The organism is Ruminiclostridium hungatei, assembly GCF_002051585.1.
GTDB classification, from domain to species: domain Bacteria; phylum Bacillota; class Clostridia; order Acetivibrionales; family DSM-1351; genus Ruminiclostridium; species Ruminiclostridium hungatei.
The window spans coordinates 1-23,570 of sequence record NZ_MZGX01000006.1 but is presented as its reverse complement, the minus strand read 5'-3'; the positions used below and the strand labels follow the sequence as shown (position 1 = coordinate 23,570).

Sequence of the window (23,570 nt, the reverse complement as noted above, 5' to 3'; positions counted from 1 at the left end):
GAAGGATATGGAGGATAGAAATGACAGGTAAAAGGATTATAACATTATTAATGGCTGTAATTATAGCAGTTACACTGGGAGCCTGCAGGGAAAGTGCAAACGGCGGGGCCGGGGAAAAGGAAACAAATATTAAGACGGCTGGAGGGGTACATGTCAATTTGCCTGAAAGCTGGAATTTTGAATCGTTCTATACAATCATAACTCCTGCCAATTCGTCGGGAGGCTATGGAATAACCTATTATCTGACCAGCTTCTATGACACGCTGGTACAGTATGATGAAGCTGGAAAGCTCACAGGCTCGCTGGCGGAAAAGTGGTCGGTCAGCGAGGATGGAAAGGTGTATACCTTTGATATAAGAAAGGGGGTGAAATTTTCCGACGGCTCCGACCTGACTGCTGAGGATGTGGTAAAATCCCTTAAGGCCACTCCGGTGAATCTGGGGCAATATAACGGTTCCTACGGAAAACTTTCAACTATTATAAGCGATGTGAAGGCAACGGGGGAGCACACGGTGGAATTGCAACTGACACAGCCCTATTACAGCACTCTGAGGGATTTGTGCCTGGCGAATCCTTTCGGTATAGTTTCAAGCGAACAATTGAATGAGGATTTGACGGTGAAAGGCAGCTTCAATACGGCAACCTTCGGCACCGGCCCATACATGTACAAGGGAGACGGAAACGGGCAGACCTATGATTTTGTGAAAAATCCTTACTATTGGGGAGAACAGCCTCAGGTTGACAGCTTTTCCATTAAAGTGCTGGCTGATAATGATGCCAAAATTCTTGCACTGAAAAATGGAGAAATTGATTTTATTTCAGGTATTTCCAAGATTTCTTCGGAAAGCTACCTGGAGATGAAAAACACTGCGGGCTTTGGCGCAAAGGCGGATACCAATGCCACACAAACCTATTACATAGGCTATAATCTGAGCCATCCGGTTTTCGGGGACAGGATAGTGAGAGAAGCCATAGCTTCCGCAATTGACAAAAAGAATATTGTGGATAACATCTACGGCGGACTTTATGAAAAAGCAGACACCTTTTTTTCAAAAGCCTTGCCCTTCTGCGATGTGGAACAAAAGGTATACGGTTTTGACCCGGAAAATGCAAAAGTGCTGCTGGATAAGGCAGGATACAGGGATACCGACGGGGACGGTGTCAGGGAAAAGGATGGAAACAGGCTGGCTGCAGACTTCTTATACCAAACAGGCTCTGCCTCGGATGACGATATGGCGGTTTATATATGCGACCAGCTAAAGAAGATAGGAATTGAATTGACTCCAAAAGCTGCTCCCATGATGGATTGGTTTGCAATGATAACAGGAGGTAAATATGGCTTGACGGTTTTTAAAACACAGGGCGGCTACTATGACCCGGCCAATGTAATCAGCAATATGGACCCGGATAAGTCAATGGACCCGGTCATGTCTCAAGCAGCAGGCTTCCTGCCCGGAAAAGCACAGCTTGTCAGCGAAGTTAATTCCTCTGCGGACGAAAAAAGAATCCGGGAGATATACGGTACAATATTAACCGCCATGGCTGATAACTGTCTCAATACTCCCATTTATTACACCCACCAGGTGGTTTTATTCAATGACCGGATTGCAGATTATAAATTTACCCGGGATGCAAATTTTACGGCAGTTCAGAATATTAAAATGAAATAGCTTCCGGAATACCCGTATTTACAACATGTAAAAACTGCGTGGAAAGGAAATGTGGTAAAAATGAAACGAGTAGGGGTTCTTGGCGGGACGGGGGAGATAGGAAAAAGGACAGTGGAAGTTTTAAAAAAGGAGTACCCTGTTATAGCCTCCTATTATTCCAGATATGAGAAATCCTCTGAAAATTGTGTGTTTACCAGGGTCGATATAGCAGATACTGAAGCGGTAAGGCATTTCTGCGGACAGTGTGACATCATTGTGAACTGTGGAGGAGCCTCCTTCCTGAACGGTGAGAAAGTGGCCAGAATTGCTTCCCAACTCCGTATTCCATATGTAGACCCCTCCGGGGAAGCATTTTTGGAGACGAAATTATCTGATATAAAGGAGGAAAATGTTTTTGTACTGTCCAGCGGTTATTTCCCGGGGATGAGCGGATTATTAATGCGCCATATCTGTGAATCCTTTGACATACCTGAAAAAATCTGCGGTCTGAGCGTAAGTGAAGAGACGCCCAGCCAATCTGCAATTGAAGACTTTATTCTGACAAACCTGTCAGGCTTCGGGGTGGCCTTGAACTATTATGACAATGGATATTTAAGGAGGGATGAAAGAGAAAGGTTCGAAATCATCAGGAACAAAGGCTACAGATTTCAAAACTATCTCACAGTAGAAACTGAGAGGATAGCCAGAAAATATGCTCTTCAGAAAGCAAACTGGTACAACACCTCCTTTGGGGAGGAAATAATACAAAAGCTGCAGATGGCAGTTATAAGACTGAAATCCGGAGGTGAGGGCTACAGGGAGATAGTTGGGGAAGTAATAGAAATATTCAGGAGAAATTTGAAAGACCGCCGGCAATTTACTTATATTAAAATTGAAGGTCAAGGCCTCAGCGGTAATAAAAGATTAGTCAGAAAGGCTGAAATGACAAGTGACTGCAGCAGTGAAATCAGTGCTATTATTGCAGCATACGCGGTAAAGTCCCTGCTGTCCGCCCCTTTGAAAAATGGAATCTATTATGCAATGGACATTATAAGCAGTGAAGCCCTGATTGAAGATATGGACGGCTTAAATGCGCGGCTGGCTATTTGTGAAACACAGGAAAGGAGTGAGGATGAGTGCGATGAAGGGGAAATCTAGGATACATATGATTGGAGACAGTTGTAAACGGAGAGTAATGTTGATTCATGGTGCGGGGTTTTATTGGGAGACCTGCTTTGCAAGCATTGCAGATGCTTTAAGGGATAAGTACTGCCTTTTGATAGCCGAATTGGAGGGCCATTGTCATGAGCCTGATGAATTTATGGTCTCGGTGGAGGAAAGTGCAGATAAGATTATCCATTCACTTAATCAAAGGGCTGTCAGAGATATAGACATTATTTACGGTATTTCACTGGGAGCAAGTATTGCTCTGGAAATTGCGCTGAAAAACAAGCTAAGTGTTTCAACGCTGATCCTGGACAGCGGGCAATATGAGTCCATGGGAGAAATGACCGAGCAGTATTCCGCCATTATGGCAGGGGAATTTAAAAAGATAATCAACGGTGAGCATCTTATCTCCCCGGTCAAAGAAAATATGGGATACCTGTCAAATAATGATGTTGATGTTTTACAGCCGCTGATATTTCCCGATATTACTCAAGAGGCTTTGTACAGGGCATTTTTAGCTGCCTACAGCTATGATATAAAGGAAAGAAGTGAAAAATTGGGAATGAAGGTGGGAATTCTGCTGGGAGGGAATGAAATTTATGCAAAAAACTCCATTCCGCTGGTGGAGCGAATATGCCTCAAAGCACCGGATATACATGAATTCCCTCACAAGGGTCATGCAGAGGCCTTGAGCAGGGAGCCCCGGTTAATTACAGGGATAATAAATAAATATATGTGCGGGCAGTAAAGGAGAATCAAACTTTATCCATGGTATTTCCGCTTGTTTGCCGCCAACCCTTAGCTGTATAATGATTAAAACGCTGTTTTCATCAGGAGGGAAAAATATGGCTTTATGGGTTGAAGAAGCAACGGAAAACATTATTGCGGCTGCAAAAGAGGAATTTATGAATTATGGCTTTATTGCGGCATCCTTAAGGAGGATTGCAGAGAAGGCAAAAACAAGTCCGCGTTCCATTTATACCAGGTTTTCTGATAAGGAGGAGCTGTTTTCGTATTTTGTCAAGGAGCAGGTGGACTATTCTCTGGGGCTTGTAGAGGAGTATCTGAAAAATTTCTCCGCATGTCCCAAAGAGGAGCAGATGGAGGGGAGAGGAGAAAATTCCAGCAATTTTGCGTATAAGCTGCTGGATTACATTTATGACAACTTTGATGCATTCTATCTGATTGTCTGTTGTTCCAAGGGAACAGTTTACGAGAGCTTCATAGAGCAGCTTGCTGCTTTGGAGACAGAGCACACCCAAAAGTATCTGGTTGCCATTGATTCTGAAATAAGGAATTTGCCCAAGGTTACCGTGGAATTTATTCATATGATGAGCCGTTCGTTTTTTGACGGTTTTTTTGAGACCGTGAGACACGGCTTTGACCGGGAAAAGGCCAGAGAGCATGTGGAAAAGCTTATTTTATTTCACAGTGGGGGCTGGGAGAGGTTTTTGATATAAGACAGGATTTTCTGTCGATTTGAAAGAGAGGACTAAGGTTGAAAGAAATTTTGAAGCAAATAAAAATGTTGCACCGATTCCATGCCGTGACTTTCATGGAGTTTTGTGCGAGATGGGAGGCATGGAAATATTAATGAAAAAATACTATGAAAAATACATTTCAAACCGGAGCGGCATGGCCATTTATGAGCTTGCGGGCCATATATGCGGCGGTGAAAGGGATAATTGCTATTTATATGAAAACAAGGATGTTGTATCTGTGGGTATAGGAATTCATAAAGAAATAATTGCCTCACCGGAGGAAATAGTCATACAAGGTGAGTATGCAAAACAGAGCGTAAGGGTATCTGAGCTCAGACAGGATATTGACAAGGTGTTCAGGTCAATGGATGTTGATGGCTGGAGGGCTTACGGAATAGCAAACTTCGGCCTGGCAAGACATATATACGGAATGGACCTGGGAGCAGAAGCAAAGGAGCTTCTTCATTTTGTCATACCGGACAGGGAATACAGGGTCAAAAAGGATATAATACTGCTGCGTGCATTGAACGAGGAAGCTTTAAAAAGCATGGAGAGCAATGTGCGCAGTGCGGCGGAGCGCTGCGGCAAAGAAGAGCCTTTTTCGTATTATGACGGGAAGGAAGTGCTGTCCTTTGACCGGGATTACTATATGGATATAGTCAGGCTTGCAGTACAGGAGATAAAAGACAGAGAATACCAGAAGGTCATCCTATCCAGAAAGATTCCTGTGCTGAACAGGCTTGATATGCTTAAAACCTATATTCACGGCAGGAGCGGAAACACTCCTGCAAGGTCATACCTGTACAGGTTTTCCAACCTGGAAGTGGCCGGCTTCAGCCCCGAAACCGTTGCGGAAGTAGATGCTTCCGGCACTGTTTATACTTTTCCTCTGGCTGGAACCAGGGCTTTGACCGGGGATTCCACGACAGACAAGAGTTTGAGGGAAGAACTTCTGAATGACCCAAAAGAAAATGCAGAACATGCGATTTCTGTGAAGCTGGCGGATGAAGAGCTGGAACAGGTGTGCGTGCCGGATTCCGTGGTGGTAACGGAGTTCATGAAGGTCATTGAACGGGGAACGGTACAGCATCTGGGCTCCAGATTGAGAGGAAAGCTCTGTGAGGGAAATAACACCTGGCATGCATTTTTCAAGCTTTTTCCTGCTGTCACTGCCTCCGGGATTCCTAAGAAAGAGGCCATTGAAGCAATCGGAAGGATTGAAAAGGACCCGAGAAACCTGTACAGCGGCAGTGTAATGACTTATGACTGGGATGGGACTCTGGACGCGGCACTGGTATTGAGAAGTGTCTTTCAGAATCAGGAAGGGGCCTGGGTCAGGGTAGGTGCCGGAATTGTTGAAATGTCAAATCCGGAAAGAGAGCTGGCAGAAACCCGGGAAAAGGTGGGCTGCATATCGGGGCAACTGGTAAAAGAGCTTCAGCAGCAGTATGTGCATGTTTCTGTCTGATTGGATTCAAAGCCGTCGTTTGGGAGCTGAGAAAACTGAAAAGAACCTATATAATATAAGTGGTGGTTAGCGTATGCTAACTGCCGCTTATGTTATTTTGCTAAAAGAGAATGGGGGTATTTATATGGAAGGAATATTAACTGATCAAAAAGAAAAGCAGAAGCAGTTCATCCTGAACGGAAATTTGTGGAAGGTGATGATTGATTTATCATGGCCTGCAGTAGTAGCAATGGTGTTATACGGGATGAACTCCATGCTGGATGTTTTCTTCGTAGGAAGGTATGTGGGAGAGACAGCACTGGCGGGAGTGTCTGTGGCATATCCGCTTTCTCAGATCAGCGTGGGCTTTGGCTCGCTGCTGGGCACGGGAGCGGGGGCTGTCTTGAGTATTGCCCTGGGCGCCAGGGACAAGACCACTCAGGATAAGCTGCTGGGCAATCTGAATGTGCTTTCCCTTGCAATGACGGCAGTCTATATGGTGGTGGGACTGCTGCTTTCCAGCCGGCTGCTGCAAGTAATGGGCGCCGCAGGTGAAGAACTGCTGCTGGGTGACCGGTATTTCAGAATTACCATTATAGGAGCTTTCTTTTGGATATACGGCCTTGCCGGTAACATGATCGTAAGGGCGGAAGGCCGGATGAAAATGGCCGCGGTCATGATGGGGGGAGGCCTCCTTGTGGATGTGGCTGCCAAATATCTGCTGGTAGTCATATTCCCGCTGGGGGTGGAAGGGGCGGCCTGGGCCACCAACATAGGAATGCTGGCATATACTGTTATAGGCTGGTTCTATTTTGGTAAGGGCTTTGCGTCCTTCAGGTCGAAGTTGCTTTCCATACGCTGGGACAGGGATATTGGAACCTCTATTCTGAGGTTGGGTATGTCGGCCTTTATTATGAGTATCATGAGTCTTGTGCAGTCGGTATTTGTGTTCAATGCGCTGGCGAAATACGGAACTACGGCGGATATTGCATTTTATGGTGTTGTATACAGGATTTTTACCTTTTTGCTGACGCCGATTTTCGGTTTGATGCGTGCACTTCAGCCCGCCATAGGAATAAATTACGGAGCAAGGCAGTATGAACGTGTTATCAGAGCATATAAACTGTTTGCGGTTGCGGCGCTTGTGCTGACCTTGCCGTTTTGGCTGCTTTCCATGGCGGTGCCGGGACAGGTGCTGGGCATGATGCTGAAGGAGCAGGTTTTTACAGATTTACAATTGATATGCTTCCGGGTTTATATGGCAATTCTTCCCCTGCTTTCATTTATTTTCATGGCAATGACCCTGTTTCCTTCCATTGACAAGGGAAAGCCTGCGGCAATGATAGGCATTGCCAGACAGCTTGTTTTCTATGTGCCGGTTATGCTGCTGGTGCCTGTATGGCTGGGAGTATCCGGCATTTATTACGGCTCCTTTGCAATTGATGCGGTTATTGTGCTCTGGACACTGCTGATGGTGAAAAAGGAATTTCATCTGCTGCGCCGGCGGAATTTATGATAGATATTTATAACCGGCCTGGCTGACCAAGCCTTAAAGATTTGTTCGACATATCCATAAAAGATATATATTGCCAAGGTGCTGATGGAATAATAATTTAGCACAGGATGGAAAAAATAGATTGAGTATGAGCTGCTGTGGTATATCTTATCGAGAGGAGAACATATGAGTTTATTTTTAGGGAAAATCCATTTCTGGCTTTATAATAAAATCCTGTGGGCAGAAAAAATCGAGGAGTCCATTATTGAATGGGCTGGAGGCAAGGGAATGCCTGTTGACAGGTGGATTGCAGAAAACAATGAAAAATTCGGAGCTTCAATGGGAAAGGAGCCGCTGGAAAACATAATAGACACTTCCAACATTCATGGCTGGCTGCAGACCCGTATAGAAAGTGCCGAACTCCGGCAGGCTGCGCTGGTAACCGGAATACTTGAACAGAGCAGCGCATATAAGGATGAACTGCTGGGGCTGTACAGGGAACAGGGGGAGAAGGCGGCAGCCCAATATCCGGAGAAGCCTGATACGCCGGAAGAGGTATTCAATGCATTGAATGATTTTATACTGGAGGGCATGCCCTGCGACCGGGTAAATGAGGTGGCGGTCTCAAGTGAATATGAATTTGTCTGGAGAACCACAACCTGCCTTCACACCCCCTATTGGGAAAGGGTAAAGGGAGACATAAGACATTTTTATGAATTGAGGAAAGCGTGGGTTGCTGCCTTTGTGGGCGCAGTCAGCCCCGGCTTCAAATACAGTTCGCCTTCGGAGGGACTGCACAGAATAGAAAAACTTCAGGCTGCCCAGCCGGAAAAGAGGTCAGAATGTCCAGGAATCTGATAGACTTGATGGTGGAAGAACATAAATATATAAAACGTATGCTGGCTGTTACGCGAAAATACTGCTACAAGGTTATGAAAAACGAGCCGGTCAGGTATGAGGATTTTTATAAGATTATAGACTTTGTAAGGAATTACGCCGACAAACACCACCATGGTAAAGAAGAAAAACTGCTTTTTGAAAGCATGATGAAGGAACTGGGCCGGCCGGCTGAAATGCTTGTCCGCCACGGAATGCTCGTTGAGCATGACCTTGGAAGACTCCACATGCAGGAACTTGAAACTGCGCTGAAAAAGGTCCTGGAGGGAGATGACGAGGCAAGGCTGGATGTAATAGCAAATGCAATATCATACACCCACCTGCTTCACCGGCATATTGACAAGGAGGATGGTGTGGTTTACACTTTTGCACGCAGGAACCTGGTCACGGAAACTTTGGACAGGCTGGATGCAGAAGGTGAAATCCTGGAGCAGGAAGCAGAAGCACAGCAGGTACAGCAGAAATATATACAGCTTGTGTCTGAGCTGGAAGCGGGGTTGACATAGTACAGTTATGAAATTTACGGTTAAAAGTTTTTTGTGGGCTGGTTTATTATAAAACCAGCCCACAATTTTGTTTTAAATGAATAAAAAGGTCATATGAATAATCTGTTCACTTTTGGTTATGATAGGATAACGCATAATGTAACTTGATTTTTATTCCTGTTGAAATGAGTAAGGTGAAGGTATATGGAAACATGTAAAAACTGGTTTACATACATATATTTGACTATTTTCGGTATATGTCTGAGTTACAGCCTGTTCAGCGCCACCTTGAATATGGGAGTCAATGCAAAATATCCGTTTATATGGTATGGAGGCATGCTTATAGTAATGGGAGGCTTGTGGCTGGTATTAAATACTTCAGCAGCCATAACCTCGCACTTCAGACTGTCGTGGGTAAAGCCGGGAAGCAGGAAGGCCGCGGTTTTCCTTGAGGCTTTTGTATTGCTTTCAATAGTGACTGCCGCTGCCTTATTACGGTTTTGGATCATTTCCAACCTGCCCATGCAGCCTGAATCGGATTACCTGACCTATTACAAGGTTGCTGAATTACTGGCCCAGGGAAAGCTTATAAGTGATGGAGCAGGTTATTGCGATTACATTTCTCAGTTTCCCCATGTCATGGGATTTCCGTATATACTTTCTCTGGTTTTCAGAGTATTCGGGGTATCGGTTTCAACAGGCTTGTATTTTAATCTGGCAGTAAGCCTGCTGAGTATTTTTTTCGTACACAGGACAGCCAGACTTCTGGCCGGAAATGTGGGAGGAATTCTTGCGGCTGCCTTGGTCGCCTTTTGGCCTTCACAGATACTTTATATAAATCAAATGGCTTCAGAACCGGTTTTCATGTGCCTGACACTTATTTGCATATGGATTGCTGCAAGGCTGTTTAAGGCTCCTGACGGTGAAAAGGCATGGAAAATTCTTGTTTTTAATATAGCGTTGGGTATCCTTCTGGCAATAGCAGGAGGGGTGCGGCCGGTGGCAATTATTTTGCTGATTGCCATCATAATATGCTCCGTTACCTATAAGGCCCGTCTTACGGGAAGTGCCGAAGCGGGGCTCATAAAAAGCTGTATGTCCAGAGGGTGGATCAGGGCTCTGGCCATACTCACAGGCTATATGGCCTGTTCCCTGCTAATAAGTGCAGCTACGGCCAAGGCAATCGACAGGGAGCTTCCGGGTACGACTGCGTCCTTTGGTTATAATCTCATGGTGGGTTTTAATATTGAATCCAGGGGCGGTTGGAATGAAAAGGATTCCAGCTTTCTCACCCAGAGGTTTGCCGAAACAGGTTCCGCGGAGGAGGCTCATATTGCTTCCCGGGCAATGGCCTTAAGCAGGCTGAAAGAGGACCCGGTTGGAATTGCAAATCTTATTTTTCAGAAATATACCCTTCTGTGGGAAAACGACGATTATGGTTCCTATTGGAACCTGCTGTTCCTGAAGCAGCAAAACAACCTGACGTCTCAAAGAAATGAATTTATAAATAGTGTAACCATCTGGAACAATATATATTATATCATCTGCGTATACCTGTCCTTGCTTGCAGGCATTTACCTCTGGTTCGGAAAAAAGGTGGGGACGGAGCATGTGCTTGTACTTTATTTTATAGGCATTGCTATGCTGCATATGTTCCTTGAAAGCCAGAGCAGATACCATTACAATATATTGCCGGTATTTGCCATCCTGGCTTCTGCAGGGGCAGTGGAAATATTCATACACCATGCAGATGCAAGAAGGACTGCAACTGACAGCATTGCAACGTCCGCCACTGATTTCAAATCCGGAGAGCAGTCCCTTGAGAAGGCAGCAGCTATTGAGGAGCAAAAGTCCTCGGAGGAAGAGCTTATAGAAAAAGAAGCAGGTCAGATTGATAATAAATTTAACCTGCTTGATGCCATAAAGCAGGGGCATGTTACCGTAACGGTGACCGAGGCTTACCTGAACAGCGATAAAGATAAAAAGGAGCCGGGAGAGAAGGAATAGTTTCCTTTTAAATTGCTGCCTTCAAAATACTTGTCTTCAATATGTTTAATTAAAATAATTGTCTTTAAAACAGAAAGGATATTTCCATGAAGCCCTTAAAGCGATTAGAAGGAGCTGGACGCCGAGGGTGAAATCCTGGAGCAGGAAGCAGAAGCACAGCATGTACAGCATAAATATATACAGCTTGTGTTTGAACTGGAAGCGTGGTTGACATAGTACAGTTATGAAATTTACGGTTAAAAGTCTTTTCATGGGCTGGTTTTATTAAAAACCCAGCCCATGATTATGTTAAAATGAAAAAAATGTCAAATTATTAATCTATTCATTTTTCGCAGGTTATGATAGAATAACGCTTAATGTAACTTGATTTTTATTCCTGTTGAAAAGAGTTAGGGGAATGTATATGGAAACACGTAAAAACTGGTTTACATACATATGTTTGACTATTTTCGTTATATGTCTGAGTTACAGTTTGTTCAGTGCCACCTTGAATATTGGAGTCAATGCAAAATATCCGTTTATATGGTACGGAGGCATGCTTGCGGTTATGGGAGGTTTGTGGCTGGTATTAAATACTTCAGCCGCCATAACCTCGCGCTTCAGCCTGTCGGGGATCAAACCGGGAAGCAGGAAAGCCGCCGTTTATCTTGAGGTTTTTGTATTGATTTCAATAATAGCCGCTGCCGCCTTATTGCGGCTTTGGGTCATATTCAACCTGCCGGTTCAGCCCGAGTCGGATTACCTGACCTATTACAAGGTAGCTGAATTACTGGCCCAGGGCAAGCTTGTAAGTGAAGGTGCCGGTTATTGCGACTATATTTCCCAGTTTCCCCACGTTATAGGATTTCCATATATTCTTTCTCTGGTTTTCAGAGTATTCGGGGCGTCGGTTTCAACAGGCTTGTATTTTAATCTGTTGGTCAGCCTGATAAGTATTTTTTTCGTCAACAGGACAGCCAGGCTTCTGGCGGGGAAGGCAGGAGGAATTCTGGCTGCTGCCATAGCCGCTTTTTGGCCTTCACAGATACTTTATATAAATCAAATTGCTTCAGAGCCGGTTTTCATGTGCCTGTCACTTGGCTGCATATGGATTACGGCTGTGTTGTTCAAGGCGCCTGCTGCTGAAAAATCCTGGAAAATACTGGTTTTTAATATTGCGTTGGGCATACTGCTGGCCATAGCAGGGGGAGTACGGCCGGTGTCAATTATTCTGCTGATTGCAATAATAATATGCTCCTTTACTTATAAGGCCCCTATTACGGCAAAGGCTGAAGCCGGGCTCATAAAAAGCTGCATGTCCAGAGGCTGGATCAGGCTTCTGGTAATACTGGCAGGCTATATGGCCTGTTCCGTGCTGATAAGTACAGCTACAGCCAAGGCAATCGACAGGGAACTTCCGGGTACGACTGCATCCTTTGGCTATAATCTCATGGTAGGACTTAATATTGATGCAAAGGGAAGCTGGAATGAAAAGGACGCAGGCTTTCTCATAGACAAGTTTGCAGAAACCGGCTCGGCGGAGGAGACTCATGTGGCATGCCGGACAGAGGCTTTAAAAAGGCTGGAGCAAAATCCTGCGGGAATTGCAAATCTTATTTTTCAAAAATATGCCCTGCTTTGGGAAGACGATGATTATTATTGGAATCCTACGTTTTTCCAGCAAGACGACCCGGCGAAAAATGAATTTATAAATAATGTAACGGTATGGAACAATATATATTATACCGTTTTCGTATACCTGTCCCTGCTTGCGGGAATTTTCCTCTGGTTTAAAAAGAAGGTGGGGACGGAGCATGTGCTGGTGCTTTATTTTATAGGCGTCGCCATACTGCATATGATCCTTGAAAGCCAGAGCAGATACCATTACAACATATTGCCTGTATTTGCCATCCTGGCTTCTGCGGGGGTAGTCGGAATATTCAGGCATCATGCAGATGTAAGAAGGGCGGCGGCAACTGGCAGAAGCCTGCCTGCAGATGAAGCCCTGTCAGAAGAGCAGTCCCTTGGGGAGGCAGCAGCTGTTGCGGAGCAAAAGCCTTCGGAGGCAGAGCTTGCAGAAAAGGAAGAAACTGAAGTTGACAACAAATTTGACCTGCTTGACGCCATAAAGCAGGGGCATGTTACCGTAACGGTAACCGAGGCTTACCTGAACAGGGATGAAAAGAAACAGGAGCCGGAAGAGAAAGAATAGTTTTCTCAAAAACAGAAAGGATATTTCCATGAATCCTTTAAGGCGATTAGAAGGAGTTATAAAGGTATTATTGATTGTCATGCTGGTTGTTTCCATATGCTTGATAACGGCCTGGCTGCTTTCTGAAAGAAATAGCAATAGGGACGCAGACAACCCCGAACCCGTTACAGGTACAGGTCAAAATTCAGCTTCTGCAAATACTCAACTGGCGGGAAAAAAGGATCTGCTTCCTGACAAATGCACCCTGAATCAGGATTTATCTTCACTTGCCTTTGTAGGAGAGGATGGAGAAAAGATAGCTCTGTCCCAATATAAAGGTAAAACGGTGGTACTGAATTTCTGGGCAAGCTGGTGTCCCCACTGCAACAGGGAGCTGGAGCAGGCACATGCCATACAGGAGCTTCTGGAGGGGTATCCGGATGTGGAATTTCTTCTGGTCAACAAGCTTGACAATAACAAGGAGACAAAAGCACAAGCCCTCGATTACCTGAAAAAGAACCAAATTCCCTTTGAGAGTGTTTTTGACCAGGATTTGGTGGTATATAATCTGCTGGGACTTAAGGTTATTCCCACCACGCTGGTATTGGATGAAAGCGGACGGCTTAAGGCCTGGTATGCCGGGAAGGACATGGATATGGAGCGTTTCAGGGCCATGCTGGATTATGCGGTTTATGGAGCTGCTGCCGGAACCTTGAATTTCATAGAGAAAGAATTGACTGACCCGGAGGGCGGGGTAAGAACAAATTATACTTCCGAGAAGGATTCTGATTTGAAATATACAGATGTTTTAAGCGAATCACAGGGGCTGGTAATGGAGTACGCTGTCAGAACCATGAATAAAGGCCTTTTTGAAAAGAGTTACGGCTATGTAATTGAAAATATGAAAAAAGACCCGTTGGTTTCCTGGCTTGTATCAGAGAAGGGACCGGCAAGAGTTAACTCGGCAGTGGATGACCTGAGGATTTTCAGAGCTGTATACGGCGCGGACGGGCTATGGGGTGGGTATACCGGCTTTCTGAAAAATTATGAGGAGGTTCTCTACAGGTATAATGTTAACAATCAAAATCTGGTTAATCATTATGACTTTAAATATAAAAAGAAGTCCGGAAGTTTAAAACTGTGTTTTGCAGACTTTGAGGCACTGGAAAAGCTCAAGGCTGTTAACCCCCGATGGGACACCGTATATAAAAACAGCCTGGCTGTGGTAAATAACGGTTTTTTAGGCGACGGGTTTCCCATGTACCATTCGGAATATGATTATTCCCGGAAAGCTTATAAAAGTGACGAAATAAATATGGCTGAAGGGATGGTTACCCTTCTTCACCTGTCAAAAATCGGACAAGTAAAGCCGCAAACAATACAGTGGCTTAAAAAGGCTGTGGACGGCGAAGGTATCTTTGCCGGATATAATGCCGATGGAACGGTTGCAAAGGGCTATGGCTTTGAATCGACGGCAATATACGCAATTGTGTACATGATAGCCGATACGGTGGAGGATGCGGATTTGGCAAATAAGGCTCTGGCCAGAATGGAGACAATGAGAATTTTTGATTCGGATGACAGGCTCAATGGTGCTTTCGGAAGTCCTGACGGTACGGGAATATATTCCTTTGACCAATGTATGGCACTTCTGGCTTACGGTATGTCCGATAAGAAAGTTCTTGCAAACCCTTAGAATATGAAAGATAACAGGGATCAATGGAAAGTATTAAGATTTATAATTATCAGTTTAAATAAGCTTACCGTCCAACTGAAAAAAATTGTGGGGAGAGTGAATCAAAACAGGGAGGGAAAGTATTCCGACAGTATAATCGCCATGGTTGCAGGCGGGCTTTCTCTGGTTTTACTGGTGCTTATGCTGTTTGTGCCTCCATTTCTGGGAATGTCAGACGATGGTTCCTTTGCCCGTGTTATTAATCCGGCAGGGATTTACCATATGGAGGCTGCAAGCGAAAACCTTTACTTTAATTATTATGTCAGGGAATATCTGTCTCTGGCTCCGGAGGGCGGGGTATTAACCGGCATCACGTGCCAGCGGGCCATGATTTATACGGCAAAGTGGCTGGACAGCATATTTACCCGGGACAGTATCTTTGACTTGAGATTCCTGGCCCTTTTGTATGCCTTGCTATATATACCTGCAGTAATGCTTCTGGTAAAGCAGGCGGCAGCCAGGGCAAAAACATTTACTGAATGTATGGTTATTGGCCTGGTTGGTGTTGTTATATTTTCAGATGTTTCTTATGTAACCTATTTCAGTTCCTTTTTCACAGAACCATTGGTTTTTGTTTCAATGCTCATTTGCACGGGTTCTGCCCTGGCATTGCAGAAGGAAAAGCATAACATATTTTACCTGGTGCTGTACACCTTGTTTGGCATGGCGCTGACAACAATAGAGGATAAATATGCTGCTGCGGGACTGATTCTGGGGCTGCTGGGGGTCAAGTTCGTGTTTGTAAACAAAGCCCTGCTTTGGAGGATAGGCTGTATAACAGCGGTATTGTCGCTTTTTTTAAGCACCATGTTTTCCGTCAGCTATGCGCCTTCTTCGTTTACAACTTCGGGCAAATTCCATGCTATGACCAGGGGGGTGCTGCTTCAGTCCACAGATCCGGAAAAAACCCTTGAGGAGTTCGGTATTGACAGTTCGTATTCGATACTTGCCGATGCAAGCAGCAATGACAGGTATCCGCTTATAAAACCTGACAGCAGGGATTTGCTGGAGGGCTTTTATGACAGGTACAGTCCGGCAAAAATAGCCTTTTTTTATTTAAGGCATCCCACTGCGCTGGTGGCCATGCTGGATATCTCCGTGAAGGCGGCATTCAATTTCCGGAGGGACTTCAGCGGAAATTATGAAAAAAGCGCCGGTATGCCTAAGAAGGCAAAAAGCTTGTTCTGGTCGGCCTGGAGCAGTTTTAAAGCCAATTCGCTTCCGAAAACAATTGGTTTTCTGGCAGTACTGCTTTTAGCCCTTATATTGCTGTTCAGGCAAAAGGCCGTGAGGCTTGCCGGCAGCTACAGGCTTAGAAGCTCAATACCTCTGGAGGTAATGCTTATTATATTTTTAATGGGAATATCAAATGCTATAGTAACAATAGTTAACAGCGGTGACACTGAAATGACCAGACACCTGTTTCTTTTCAGCGTGACACTTGATATTATAATGTATTACAGTTTTTCAGAATTGCTGCATAAGCTCAGGATATTGTAAGCGGGAGGATAAGATGACTAATAGGCGCTATGACATATTGGTTCAGGACCTGGGATTATTATTATTTTTAATATCCATGGTCTCCGGGTTTATGATTTTATATGCCGGAGGTTCTGCACTGCTGGCAGAAAACTCGGTGATGCTGTTTATTACGGTTGTTGCAATTGTGATAGTAACCTTTTCGCTGGACTTTTCGGCATTTATTATAGTTGGTGCGCAAATTATATGTTTTACGGCATACAAGCTTTTCGCACTGTACCAGCACGGGACGGTCATAAACAATTATTCTTTCGCGTGGCTTGTCCTGCCAATAGCAGCAGTAGGCTCAATGAGACTCTTCATAGCGGGACGCAACAGGCTTGAATTGGAGAACAGCGTGCTGCGGCAGCAGATAGAAGAGCTGGTCATGATAGACCCCCTGACAGGGCTGTATAATCTCAGAAGCTTTTATTATGATATAGACAGGCAAATAAGATATACCCGGAGAAATAAGCTGCCCCTGACACTGATGATAATCAGGCTGCGCTATGCCCAGGAATTGAGAAAAATACTTTCCAAAAGAAATTTTGACAAGCTGAAGCAGCGTTTTGCGGAGATTATCGGCGATGCAATCAGGGTGGAGGACAACCAGTACAGTATTGATAATGAAGGCGGACTGGCAATTATTCTTACCTGTGATGAGGCAGGCGGCCAGTTGGTGAAGAATAGGATAAAGTCCATGGTTGGAGAAAAGGATGCCTTTGATGGAATAACGGATACCTCAATAAAGGTTGAGGTCCAGATTGCTTTTGTCCAATACAGGGATGAGATGGAAAATGATGCAGCTTACTTTAAGCAGAGTGTTGAAAAGGAATTGCAATATGATGTTTAAAAAGACAACTATTTTTATTTTAATGCTATGTTTCAGTATAATGCCTCAAAAGGTATGGGGGGCGGAAGAGAATGTGTCAAAGGCCAGGGATATCCTTTTCATATATGATGCGGAGCTGACAGGAGATGGCAGTGACAATATTGCGGCTATGGCGGATATTCTTACTTATATGGGCTATGGGACAACCTACAGCACTGTGGAGGAGAGCAGGGGGCGACTGGGTAAGTTTGACAGCATACTGTTTTATCATGAGAGTGACAGCATAAGCAGTACCTTTCTCAAGGAGCTTAAAGGCTTGAATAATAAAATCATGCTGGTGGGAGGAGGAGCTGTGACTGACCTTCTCGTGTCCTTGGGCATGAATAATGCAGCAACCCGGTTGGAGGACTCAGATGTGCGGTTTTCCTATGCCTTTGGTGCCAACAGGCAGAGCCGGGGCCTTTTAAAAGCCCGGAAGACCTGGTTTCTCCAGGGTGAATTTCCTTATGAAGCCGGAAATATGGAGGCCGGAGGAAAGTCCGCCTCCTTGTGCCTGAGCTCGGGGAGATTCAGCTATTTAGGATTATTCAGCTACAAAAGCGACATATTGAAGGCTGTTTTTTCAGATCAGATTTCCAGGTGGAAGTGGCCTTATGAGAATATGCCCAACAGCTACCCCCAGTATGTTGTTTTTGACAATGTCTATCCCTTCTTTAACGGGGGAAAAATGCTTGCGGCTATAGATATGATGGCTGACAAGGGCATTCCGTATTCCATTTCGGTTGCCCCGGTATACAATAATACAGAATACCCGGCCATGAAGCACTTTTGTGAGATACTCAGATATGCACAGTCCAAGGGGGCAGGTATTCTTCTCAAAGGACCTCTTATAAATACCGACTCGCCTGTGCTTGAGGAAATAAACGGTAAGCTCACTGCCGCAGTGGCGGCCTATAACAGCTATGGAGTATATCCTCTGGCAATAGAAGCCCCCAATAATTGGATTCACGAAAAGTTGGGGCTGGACATATTGAGAAGGTTCAGTACTGTAATATTATTTAATGAAGAAGCCAAAAACACCTGGACGGACACCGACGGATACAACACCGTTTATTCTGACGGGCATAAGCTTATTGCACCTGCACTTTTTGACGGGAACATAGGGGATAACCTGATTAAAGCTTATCCCACTGCGGTTTATCTGGATATGAATTCGGATTTGGAAACGCTGAAAAATCAGGCAGAGCTTATACTGCAGTCGGAGGTTCCCCTTAAAAGCCTTCTGCTCACATCACATACGGTTTATACCAATGACAGGGTAATGGCCTTTAAAGATAACCGCCTTTCAGTAAACGGAGAGGTTCAGTCCCTGGATTTCATCCCCTTCAGCTATGAGGAGACATTTAATTTTAACAGAGGTGTCATAGGCAAGCTTGCCGAAAGCATTGAAAGAGAAAACCGTAGGCTGTTGATAATAGTTACGGGAATTTCAATATTGTTTATCTTCTTTATAGGAGTTGCACGCTATCAGAACAAGAGAAGGTTCTTGTTCAGAAGCAGCCCTGAGAAGGATTCCGAAAGGGGGGGCCGGGCTTGACGCTTATAGACATGCTGTCATTATACGCTTTAATAGCTATCTGGGGACTTATGCTGATTAATGTAGGTCTGTCCGTGGGCGGCTTTATATATTATATAAGGGTCAACAGAACAGACGGGCGTTGTGAGCTCAAGGAATATCCCATGGTTTCAATCATGGTTCCCGCCCATAACGAGAGTATTGTAATACGAAAAACAGTACAGGCACTCCTGAATCTGCATTACCCGAAAGATAAATATGAAATTATAGTTATTAATGACAATTCCTCTGATGATTCTGCAGAGGTGCTAAAAAGAATACAGTTCAGGAACCCGGACAGAAAAATGATTGTGATTAATACCGATAACATTTCCGGGGGGAAAGGCAAATCCAACGCACTTAATATAGGCTTTGCCGCCAGCAGCGGCAGTGTTATAGCCATATATGACGCTGATAATACACCCGAGCCCAATGCCCTGACACTGCTGGTAGAAAATCTTATGGCAGATGACAAGCTGGGCGCGGTCATTGGAAAATTCAGAACCAGGAACAGAAATGCTTCGTTGATGACCCGTTTCGTAAATATTGAAACCCTGGCATATCAATGTATGAATCAGGCAGGCAGATGGTTTTTCTTTAAATTATGCACCATCCCGGGAACGAATTTTGTTATGCGCAGAAGCATTATAGAGAAGATAGGAGGTTGGGATACCAAGGCGCTGTCCGAGGACACCGAGATAAGCTTCAGAATATACAGGATGGGCTATAAGATCAAGCTTATGCCTCTGGCTGTCACCTGGGAACAGGAGCCGCAATTGCTCCGCGTCTGGCTCAAGCAGAGGACCAGATGGGCAAAGGGGAACATTTACGTTCTCAAGGAAAACTTCAGGTATGTATTTGACAGGTCGGCAGGGCCCATGCGGCTGGACGTTTTGTACTACGGTCTGGTCTATATCCTGATGCTGTCCTCCCTTGTCTGTTCCGACCTGATATTTTTTCTGTCGGTTATGGGCTTTGCCCATGTGACTCTGGGAGGTTTTTCAAGCATACTCTGGATAATGGCCATTCTGGTTTTTATTTTGAATGTGCTGATAACGCTTGCCGTGGAGAAAAATGAATTCAATCTGGAATCGGCGTTCCTGATTCTGATAATGCTTTTCACCTATTCAAAGCTTTGGGTGGTGGTTGTTGTAAACGCAGTAATACAGAGTGCCAATGACGCAATTTTCAAACGTGAAGTCAAGTGGTATAAAACAGAGAGAACAATAGAAACTAATAAAGGACCGGGGGAGATAGCTAATGATCATAAAAAGAATGAATAGGTTCCTTAAAATTACCCTTTTTCTTCTGACGGCGGTGGGTGTCCTGGCAATGGGTACTCAGAGAATTTATACGGCTCCTGCTGCCGCGGCGCAAACCGGCACACAAAAAGCAGAGGACAAACCTGAGTTAATAACCTCTGAGGATGCCTTGCTGTCCAGTGTAAATAACATGCTTGAAAATGCGGAACAGCCTTCGGGAATAAAGCCAAAGCTTCCGAAGGCAGCCACCGCCGGCGAATTTAACTGGGATTCCCCACAACTGCTGAAGGGAATCTACTCATCTGCCGATTTGTACTTTACACTGCCCAAATATTGGGATACAAAGTATGTCCTGGTACAGATCGAGTACAGAGTCAGCCAGTTGATAGAAAAGAGGCCCTGCATACTGACATTTTCAATGAATAAGCAGCCCTTTTACTCCTGCAGCATCACCTACAAAAACAATGACAATAATTTTATATATGTTTTAATACCGTCGGAGCTGTTGAAGAACGACAGGCAAAACCGGTCGAACACCCTGACCGTTTCGGGGTATGCCAGATTGTACAATGAACAGGGCTGTGTGGATGAAGACAGCAATACAAACTGGATAACCTTTTCAGAAGCCTCGGGAGTGGAGGTGGGCTATGACCTGATTCCATACAACAACCGGATTGACTTTTATCCCTATCCCTTCATGTCCTCCGAAGACGGGACGGGAGCTGATACGGTAATTGCTGTTGCAGATGCCGCACAAAACCAGGAAGTGGCCGCGGCCATGAGAATTATGGCGGGCCTGAGCAAAAGTACGGGAGAAAGCAATAACCTTACAGTAAGTTCCTGGGAGGAAGCGAGAAAAGGTAAAAGCGGCAGGAGAATAGTTGTGGGACTGGTCAAGGATATGCCTGCGGAGCTTTCCGGGTATATTCAGCCCTATGTGAACAAGCTGGCCGGTCAGGTCATGATACTGTGCGTGAGCGACAATAACGGCCCGCTGCTGATTATAGCGGCAGAGGATGCCGATTGCCTGCAGGAAGCGGGATTTTTTCTGGGAGACAGTGAGCGGGTGGGCCAGGTGGAGGGCAATAGCACCTTTATAAAAAAGGGTGCGGCTGAAATAAAGGTTAATGCCCAGAAACAAAGCGAGATTAAAGCCGACAGGTATACCTTACAGGAAATGACCGGAGGAGGCTTTGAATTCATAGGCCCCTTCCGCCAGGAAAAGGTTCTCTTTCTGCCTTTGCCGGCTGACTATACCTTGTCCTCTGCAGGCAAGGTTACCGTATACTTCAGGTACAGCAAAAATCTGGATTTCAACAGGTCAATGCTGACGGTATACTGGGGGGATATTCCTGTGGGAAGTAAGAAACTGTCCGTTGAAAATGCAGATAATGACGAACTGACCTTTTTTATGCCTGCAGATGTTGTAGGCACTCACTCGGCAAGCATGAAATTTGCCTTTGACCTTGAACTGCCGGAGCTTTATTGCACCACAAGACATGAAAAGATGCCCTGGGGATATATCACAAAGGACACGGTCATGTATCTGCCGGAGGATAACACCACCAGGCTGAGCTTCGGCAGCAGGCCGGCACCCTTTCAGAAGTCGGGCCGGCTAAATGAAGTACTGCTGGTGCTGCCCGATAAGCCTTCGGCGGACCAGCTTACGCTTTTGGGGCGGACTCTTGCACTGTATTCCGGTTCCGACCCATACGGAAGTCTGAGGGTAATAAAGGCCGGTGAGTTTAATGAGCAGGAGGCAAACTACAACATAATCACATCGGGAACTCCTGCGGAGAACAGACTCATCGCAAGTTTGAACGACAAGCTTTATTTTAAATATGACAGCAGCGGAACAAAATTTCAAACCAATGAAAAGCTGATACTTACAACTGATTATGCAGAATCCATAGGCACCCTGCAATTGCTGAAGTCACCCTACTCCGAGGGCAGGGCTCTTCTGGTGCTCACCGGCCCCGACGACAGTTCCATGCAGAGGGTGGCCAGATTGGTGAGCAATGAGAAGATGAGCTGGAATTTGAAGGACAATTTTGTTTTAATCGACACCAAAGGTGATACCAAATCCTATCTGTTCCAGAACTATGAGGTGCAGGAAAAGAAACCTACCTTGCTTGAAAGTGTGGTTGAAAACAGAAACTCTCTGTTGTTTGCACTGGCAGGAACCTCGGTAATGCTGGTGCTTTTCCTGGCAATGCTGCTGATTTTGCTTAGGCTGAGGCGGAAAAAAAGCTGATTGCAGAGGTTAATGCTTTCTTGTCATTACGGCTCATGCTGGGGATAAATTTTTAACCTCTTCTATGGCATTTTTGCTTGGGTTTTGATAAAATTATATAGTAGCAAAGGGGGGGAATGAATTTGACTAACGAGGAATTTCAAATTCTTGTTCTTGAAGAGCTGAAAGGTATAAAAAGTGATATAAGTGACTTGAAGTCAGGTCAGGGAACACTTGAGTCAGGTATGAGAGCCCTTGAAGAGGGTCAAAAAAGACTCGAGGGAAGGCAGGGAGCCCTTGAGGAGGGTCAAAAAAGACTCGAAGAAAGGCAGGGAGCCCTTGAGGAGGGTCAAAAAAGACTCGAAGAAAGGCAGGGAGTCCTTGATGAGGGCCAAAACAGAATAGAGAATAAACTTGCTGCTGTCTACGATCAAACGGCAATATTGACGGAATTCAGGACAGAAGCGAATATGAAGCTGGACAGCTTAATTGAAGACAATAAATCTATTCATGAAATGCTTGGAGAACATGAAATATCCATACGAACTTTAAGAAGAAAACCGGTATAAAATAAATAATTAAAAATTAGTCAGGACTTAAAAGGTCCTGATTTTTTTATGTCTGAAAAGCGGACGCCTTTCAAAGAAGTGAAAGGAAGACAGAAGACAGAGAAGTTTGAAATTTGCATCAAGAATTTATTGAATTTAATAGAAAAATATAGTAAAATTAGCAAAAATAATAAATAATGTATAATTTTATTGATTAAGTTCCACATTACTCCCTTCACAAAAAATAGCTTTACGACAGTAATACATTTCAAAAGGAGAATCTAAAGATGAAGAATTTAAGAAATGCCAGACGCAGTATTATCTCACTTATCCTTATTGTAAGCTTGCTTGTTACGGCCATTCCCGTTGGTGCTGCAAATGACAGGGATGAAAATATTAATGAAAGATTCATAGCCGCCATAAATTCCATTGAGAGTTTCAGTACTGCCCCAAGGCAGGAAATCAAAATAATCACCGATTATCTGAGTATTGATGCAAGTTCTCTGATAGCAGCCGAAAAACAGGGCTATTCCGTAAAGGATTCCATATCCGTTGCGAAAATCAAAAAAAATACCGACTTTACCTATGAGGAAATAAAACAGGGTATAAGCAATTACAGCAGCATTTTTGATTTCCTCATTGCTATTGAACAGTATAAGGGTGTAATTGAAAATTGGAAATTCTCAGCCCGGACCATTGCCGGACTTAAAAAATGCCTCATTATGAAATACAGCATGCTGGATATCAGAAATGCCGCTATTATCTCAGAGCTGTTCAATTCGGAGGTTTCCCAGGTGGCAAGGCAGAATGCCGATAGCAGTATTTTTGAAGGCCTGCCTGATAGTTGTACATCAGAAGAAGTGACGGGTGTATATGCCTTTTTGGCAAAATATAAGATAAACCTTAATTGGTTTTTGGATTATACAGAAAAGAACAATATTAAGTGGAAGGACTTTTATGCCAAGGTGGAGGCATATTTCACGGCTCACAGCCAAAAGGCAGCCTTGGATGACCTGACTGAAAAGACCG

Annotated in this window: 18 protein-coding genes; all 18 read left to right on the top strand. The window is 44.6% G+C overall.

Features of this window, described 5'->3' with window-relative positions; genetic code table 11:
• The first annotated feature begins 20 nt into the window (after nucleotides 1–20).
• Nucleotides 21–1,670, top strand: coding sequence for a nickel ABC transporter substrate-binding protein (locus CLHUN_RS05660; RefSeq protein ID WP_080063611.1), 1,650 nt, complete (start codon nucleotides 21–23; stop codon nucleotides 1,668–1,670).
• A gap of 60 nt (nucleotides 1,671–1,730) precedes the next feature.
• Complete coding sequence (locus CLHUN_RS05655) at nucleotides 1,731–2,807, top strand: NAD-dependent epimerase/dehydratase family protein (protein ID WP_080063610.1); 1,077 nt, start codon at nucleotides 1,731–1,733, stop codon at nucleotides 2,805–2,807.
• A complete protein-coding gene (locus tag CLHUN_RS05650) occupies nucleotides 2,782–3,564 on the top strand; it encodes an alpha/beta fold hydrolase (RefSeq protein WP_080063609.1) in 783 nt (260 codons plus the stop codon). Before CLHUN_RS05655 ends, CLHUN_RS05650 begins: the two co-directional genes overlap by 26 nt.
• Before the next feature lie 97 nt (nucleotides 3,565–3,661).
• Complete coding sequence (locus CLHUN_RS05645; protein ID WP_080063608.1) at nucleotides 3,662–4,276, top strand: TetR/AcrR family transcriptional regulator; 615 nt, start codon at nucleotides 3,662–3,664, stop codon at nucleotides 4,274–4,276.
• 19 nt (nucleotides 4,277–4,295) lie between these two features.
• Nucleotides 4,296–5,765, top strand: a complete 1,470-nt coding sequence (locus CLHUN_RS05640; protein ID WP_242656445.1) for a salicylate synthase — start codon at nucleotides 4,296–4,298, stop codon at nucleotides 5,763–5,765.
• A gap of 124 nt (nucleotides 5,766–5,889) precedes the next feature.
• Nucleotides 5,890–7,260 (top strand): MATE family efflux transporter, encoded by a 1,371-nt coding sequence (locus tag CLHUN_RS05635; RefSeq protein ID WP_080063607.1) that lies wholly within the window; start codon nucleotides 5,890–5,892, stop codon nucleotides 7,258–7,260.
• A gap of 165 nt (nucleotides 7,261–7,425) precedes the next feature.
• Nucleotides 7,426–8,097 carry a hypothetical protein gene (locus CLHUN_RS05630; protein WP_080063606.1) on the top strand — a complete coding sequence of 224 codons (672 nt, stop codon included), beginning with the start codon at nucleotides 7,426–7,428 and terminating at the stop codon, nucleotides 8,095–8,097.
• Nucleotides 8,082–8,642, top strand: a complete 561-nt coding sequence (locus CLHUN_RS05625) for a hemerythrin domain-containing protein (RefSeq protein ID WP_080063605.1) — start codon at nucleotides 8,082–8,084, stop codon at nucleotides 8,640–8,642. The genes CLHUN_RS05630 and CLHUN_RS05625 overlap by 16 nt, the downstream gene beginning before the upstream one ends.
• Nucleotides 8,643–8,825: 183 nt before the next feature.
• Nucleotides 8,826–10,628 (top strand): ArnT family glycosyltransferase, encoded by a 1,803-nt coding sequence (locus tag CLHUN_RS05620; RefSeq protein WP_080063604.1) that lies wholly within the window; start codon nucleotides 8,826–8,828, stop codon nucleotides 10,626–10,628.
• 403 nt (nucleotides 10,629–11,031) lie between these two features.
• Entirely contained in the window at nucleotides 11,032–12,819 is a 1,788-nt protein-coding gene (locus tag CLHUN_RS05615; protein ID WP_080063603.1) for a glycosyltransferase family 39 protein, read from the top strand.
• A complete protein-coding gene (locus tag CLHUN_RS05610; RefSeq protein WP_080063602.1) occupies nucleotides 12,785–14,494 on the top strand; it encodes a TlpA family protein disulfide reductase in 1,710 nt (569 codons plus the stop codon). Before CLHUN_RS05615 ends, CLHUN_RS05610 begins: the two co-directional genes overlap by 35 nt.
• A 3-nt stretch (nucleotides 14,495–14,497) precedes the next feature.
• Nucleotides 14,498–16,033, top strand: coding sequence for a glycan biosynthesis hexose transferase WsfD (gene wsfD, locus CLHUN_RS05605; protein ID WP_080063601.1), 1,536 nt, complete (start codon nucleotides 14,498–14,500; stop codon nucleotides 16,031–16,033).
• Nucleotides 16,034–16,046: 13 nt separating this feature from the next.
• Nucleotides 16,047–16,904, top strand: coding sequence for a GGDEF domain-containing protein (locus CLHUN_RS05600; protein ID WP_080063600.1), 858 nt, complete (start codon nucleotides 16,047–16,049; stop codon nucleotides 16,902–16,904).
• Nucleotides 16,894–18,480: a DUF2334 domain-containing protein gene (locus tag CLHUN_RS05595; protein WP_165755674.1), complete on the top strand. Its 1,587-nt coding sequence runs from the start codon at nucleotides 16,894–16,896 to the stop codon at nucleotides 18,478–18,480. Before CLHUN_RS05600 ends, CLHUN_RS05595 begins: the two co-directional genes overlap by 11 nt.
• A complete protein-coding gene (locus tag CLHUN_RS05590) occupies nucleotides 18,477–19,781 on the top strand; it encodes a glycosyltransferase family 2 protein (RefSeq protein WP_080063598.1) in 1,305 nt (434 codons plus the stop codon). Before CLHUN_RS05595 ends, CLHUN_RS05590 begins: the two co-directional genes overlap by 4 nt.
• The gene (locus CLHUN_RS05585; protein WP_080063597.1) at nucleotides 19,759–22,014 is read left to right on the top strand and encodes a cellulose biosynthesis cyclic di-GMP-binding regulatory protein BcsB; all 2,256 of its coding nucleotides are present in this window, start codon (nucleotides 19,759–19,761) and stop codon (nucleotides 22,012–22,014) included. The genes CLHUN_RS05590 and CLHUN_RS05585 overlap by 23 nt, the downstream gene beginning before the upstream one ends.
• Nucleotides 22,015–22,136: 122 nt before the next feature.
• Nucleotides 22,137–22,562, top strand: coding sequence for a hydrolase (locus CLHUN_RS05580; protein WP_133051092.1), 426 nt, complete (start codon nucleotides 22,137–22,139; stop codon nucleotides 22,560–22,562).
• Nucleotides 22,563–22,828: 266 nt separating this feature from the next.
• Nucleotides 22,829–23,570 (top strand): hypothetical protein (locus CLHUN_RS05575; RefSeq protein ID WP_133051091.1); only part of this gene is annotated, 742 nt, incomplete at its 3' end.

What these genes read in the sequence shown, in the direction of transcription:
- CLHUN_RS05600 (WP_080063600.1), top strand. Translation starts at nt 16,047, where the DNA reads ATGACTAATAGGCGCTATGACATATTGGTTCAGGACCTGGGATTATTA.
- CLHUN_RS05620 (WP_080063604.1), top strand. Translation starts at nt 8,826, where the DNA reads ATGGAAACATGTAAAAACTGGTTTACATACATATATTTGACTATTTTC.
- wsfD (WP_080063601.1), top strand. Translation starts at nt 14,498, where the DNA reads ATGAAAGATAACAGGGATCAATGGAAAGTATTAAGATTTATAATTATC.
- CLHUN_RS05610 (WP_080063602.1), top strand. Translation starts at nt 12,785, where the DNA reads ATGAAAAGAAACAGGAGCCGGAAGAGAAAGAATAGTTTTCTCAAAAAC.
- CLHUN_RS05595 (WP_165755674.1), top strand. Translation starts at nt 16,894, where the DNA reads ATGATGTTTAAAAAGACAACTATTTTTATTTTAATGCTATGTTTCAGT.
- CLHUN_RS05630 (WP_080063606.1), top strand. Translation starts at nt 7,426, where the DNA reads ATGAGTTTATTTTTAGGGAAAATCCATTTCTGGCTTTATAATAAAATC.
- CLHUN_RS05635 (WP_080063607.1), top strand. Translation starts at nt 5,890, where the DNA reads ATGGAAGGAATATTAACTGATCAAAAAGAAAAGCAGAAGCAGTTCATC.
- CLHUN_RS05625 (WP_080063605.1), top strand. Translation starts at nt 8,082, where the DNA reads ATGTCCAGGAATCTGATAGACTTGATGGTGGAAGAACATAAATATATA.
- CLHUN_RS05645 (WP_080063608.1), top strand. Translation starts at nt 3,662, where the DNA reads ATGGCTTTATGGGTTGAAGAAGCAACGGAAAACATTATTGCGGCTGCA.
- CLHUN_RS05585 (WP_080063597.1), top strand. Translation starts at nt 19,759, where the DNA reads ATGATCATAAAAAGAATGAATAGGTTCCTTAAAATTACCCTTTTTCTT.
- CLHUN_RS05660 (WP_080063611.1), top strand. Translation starts at nt 21, where the DNA reads ATGACAGGTAAAAGGATTATAACATTATTAATGGCTGTAATTATAGCA.
- CLHUN_RS05615 (WP_080063603.1), top strand. Translation starts at nt 11,032, where the DNA reads ATGGAAACACGTAAAAACTGGTTTACATACATATGTTTGACTATTTTC.
- CLHUN_RS05655 (WP_080063610.1), top strand. Translation starts at nt 1,731, where the DNA reads ATGAAACGAGTAGGGGTTCTTGGCGGGACGGGGGAGATAGGAAAAAGG.
- CLHUN_RS05650 (WP_080063609.1), top strand. Translation starts at nt 2,782, where the DNA reads ATGAGTGCGATGAAGGGGAAATCTAGGATACATATGATTGGAGACAGT.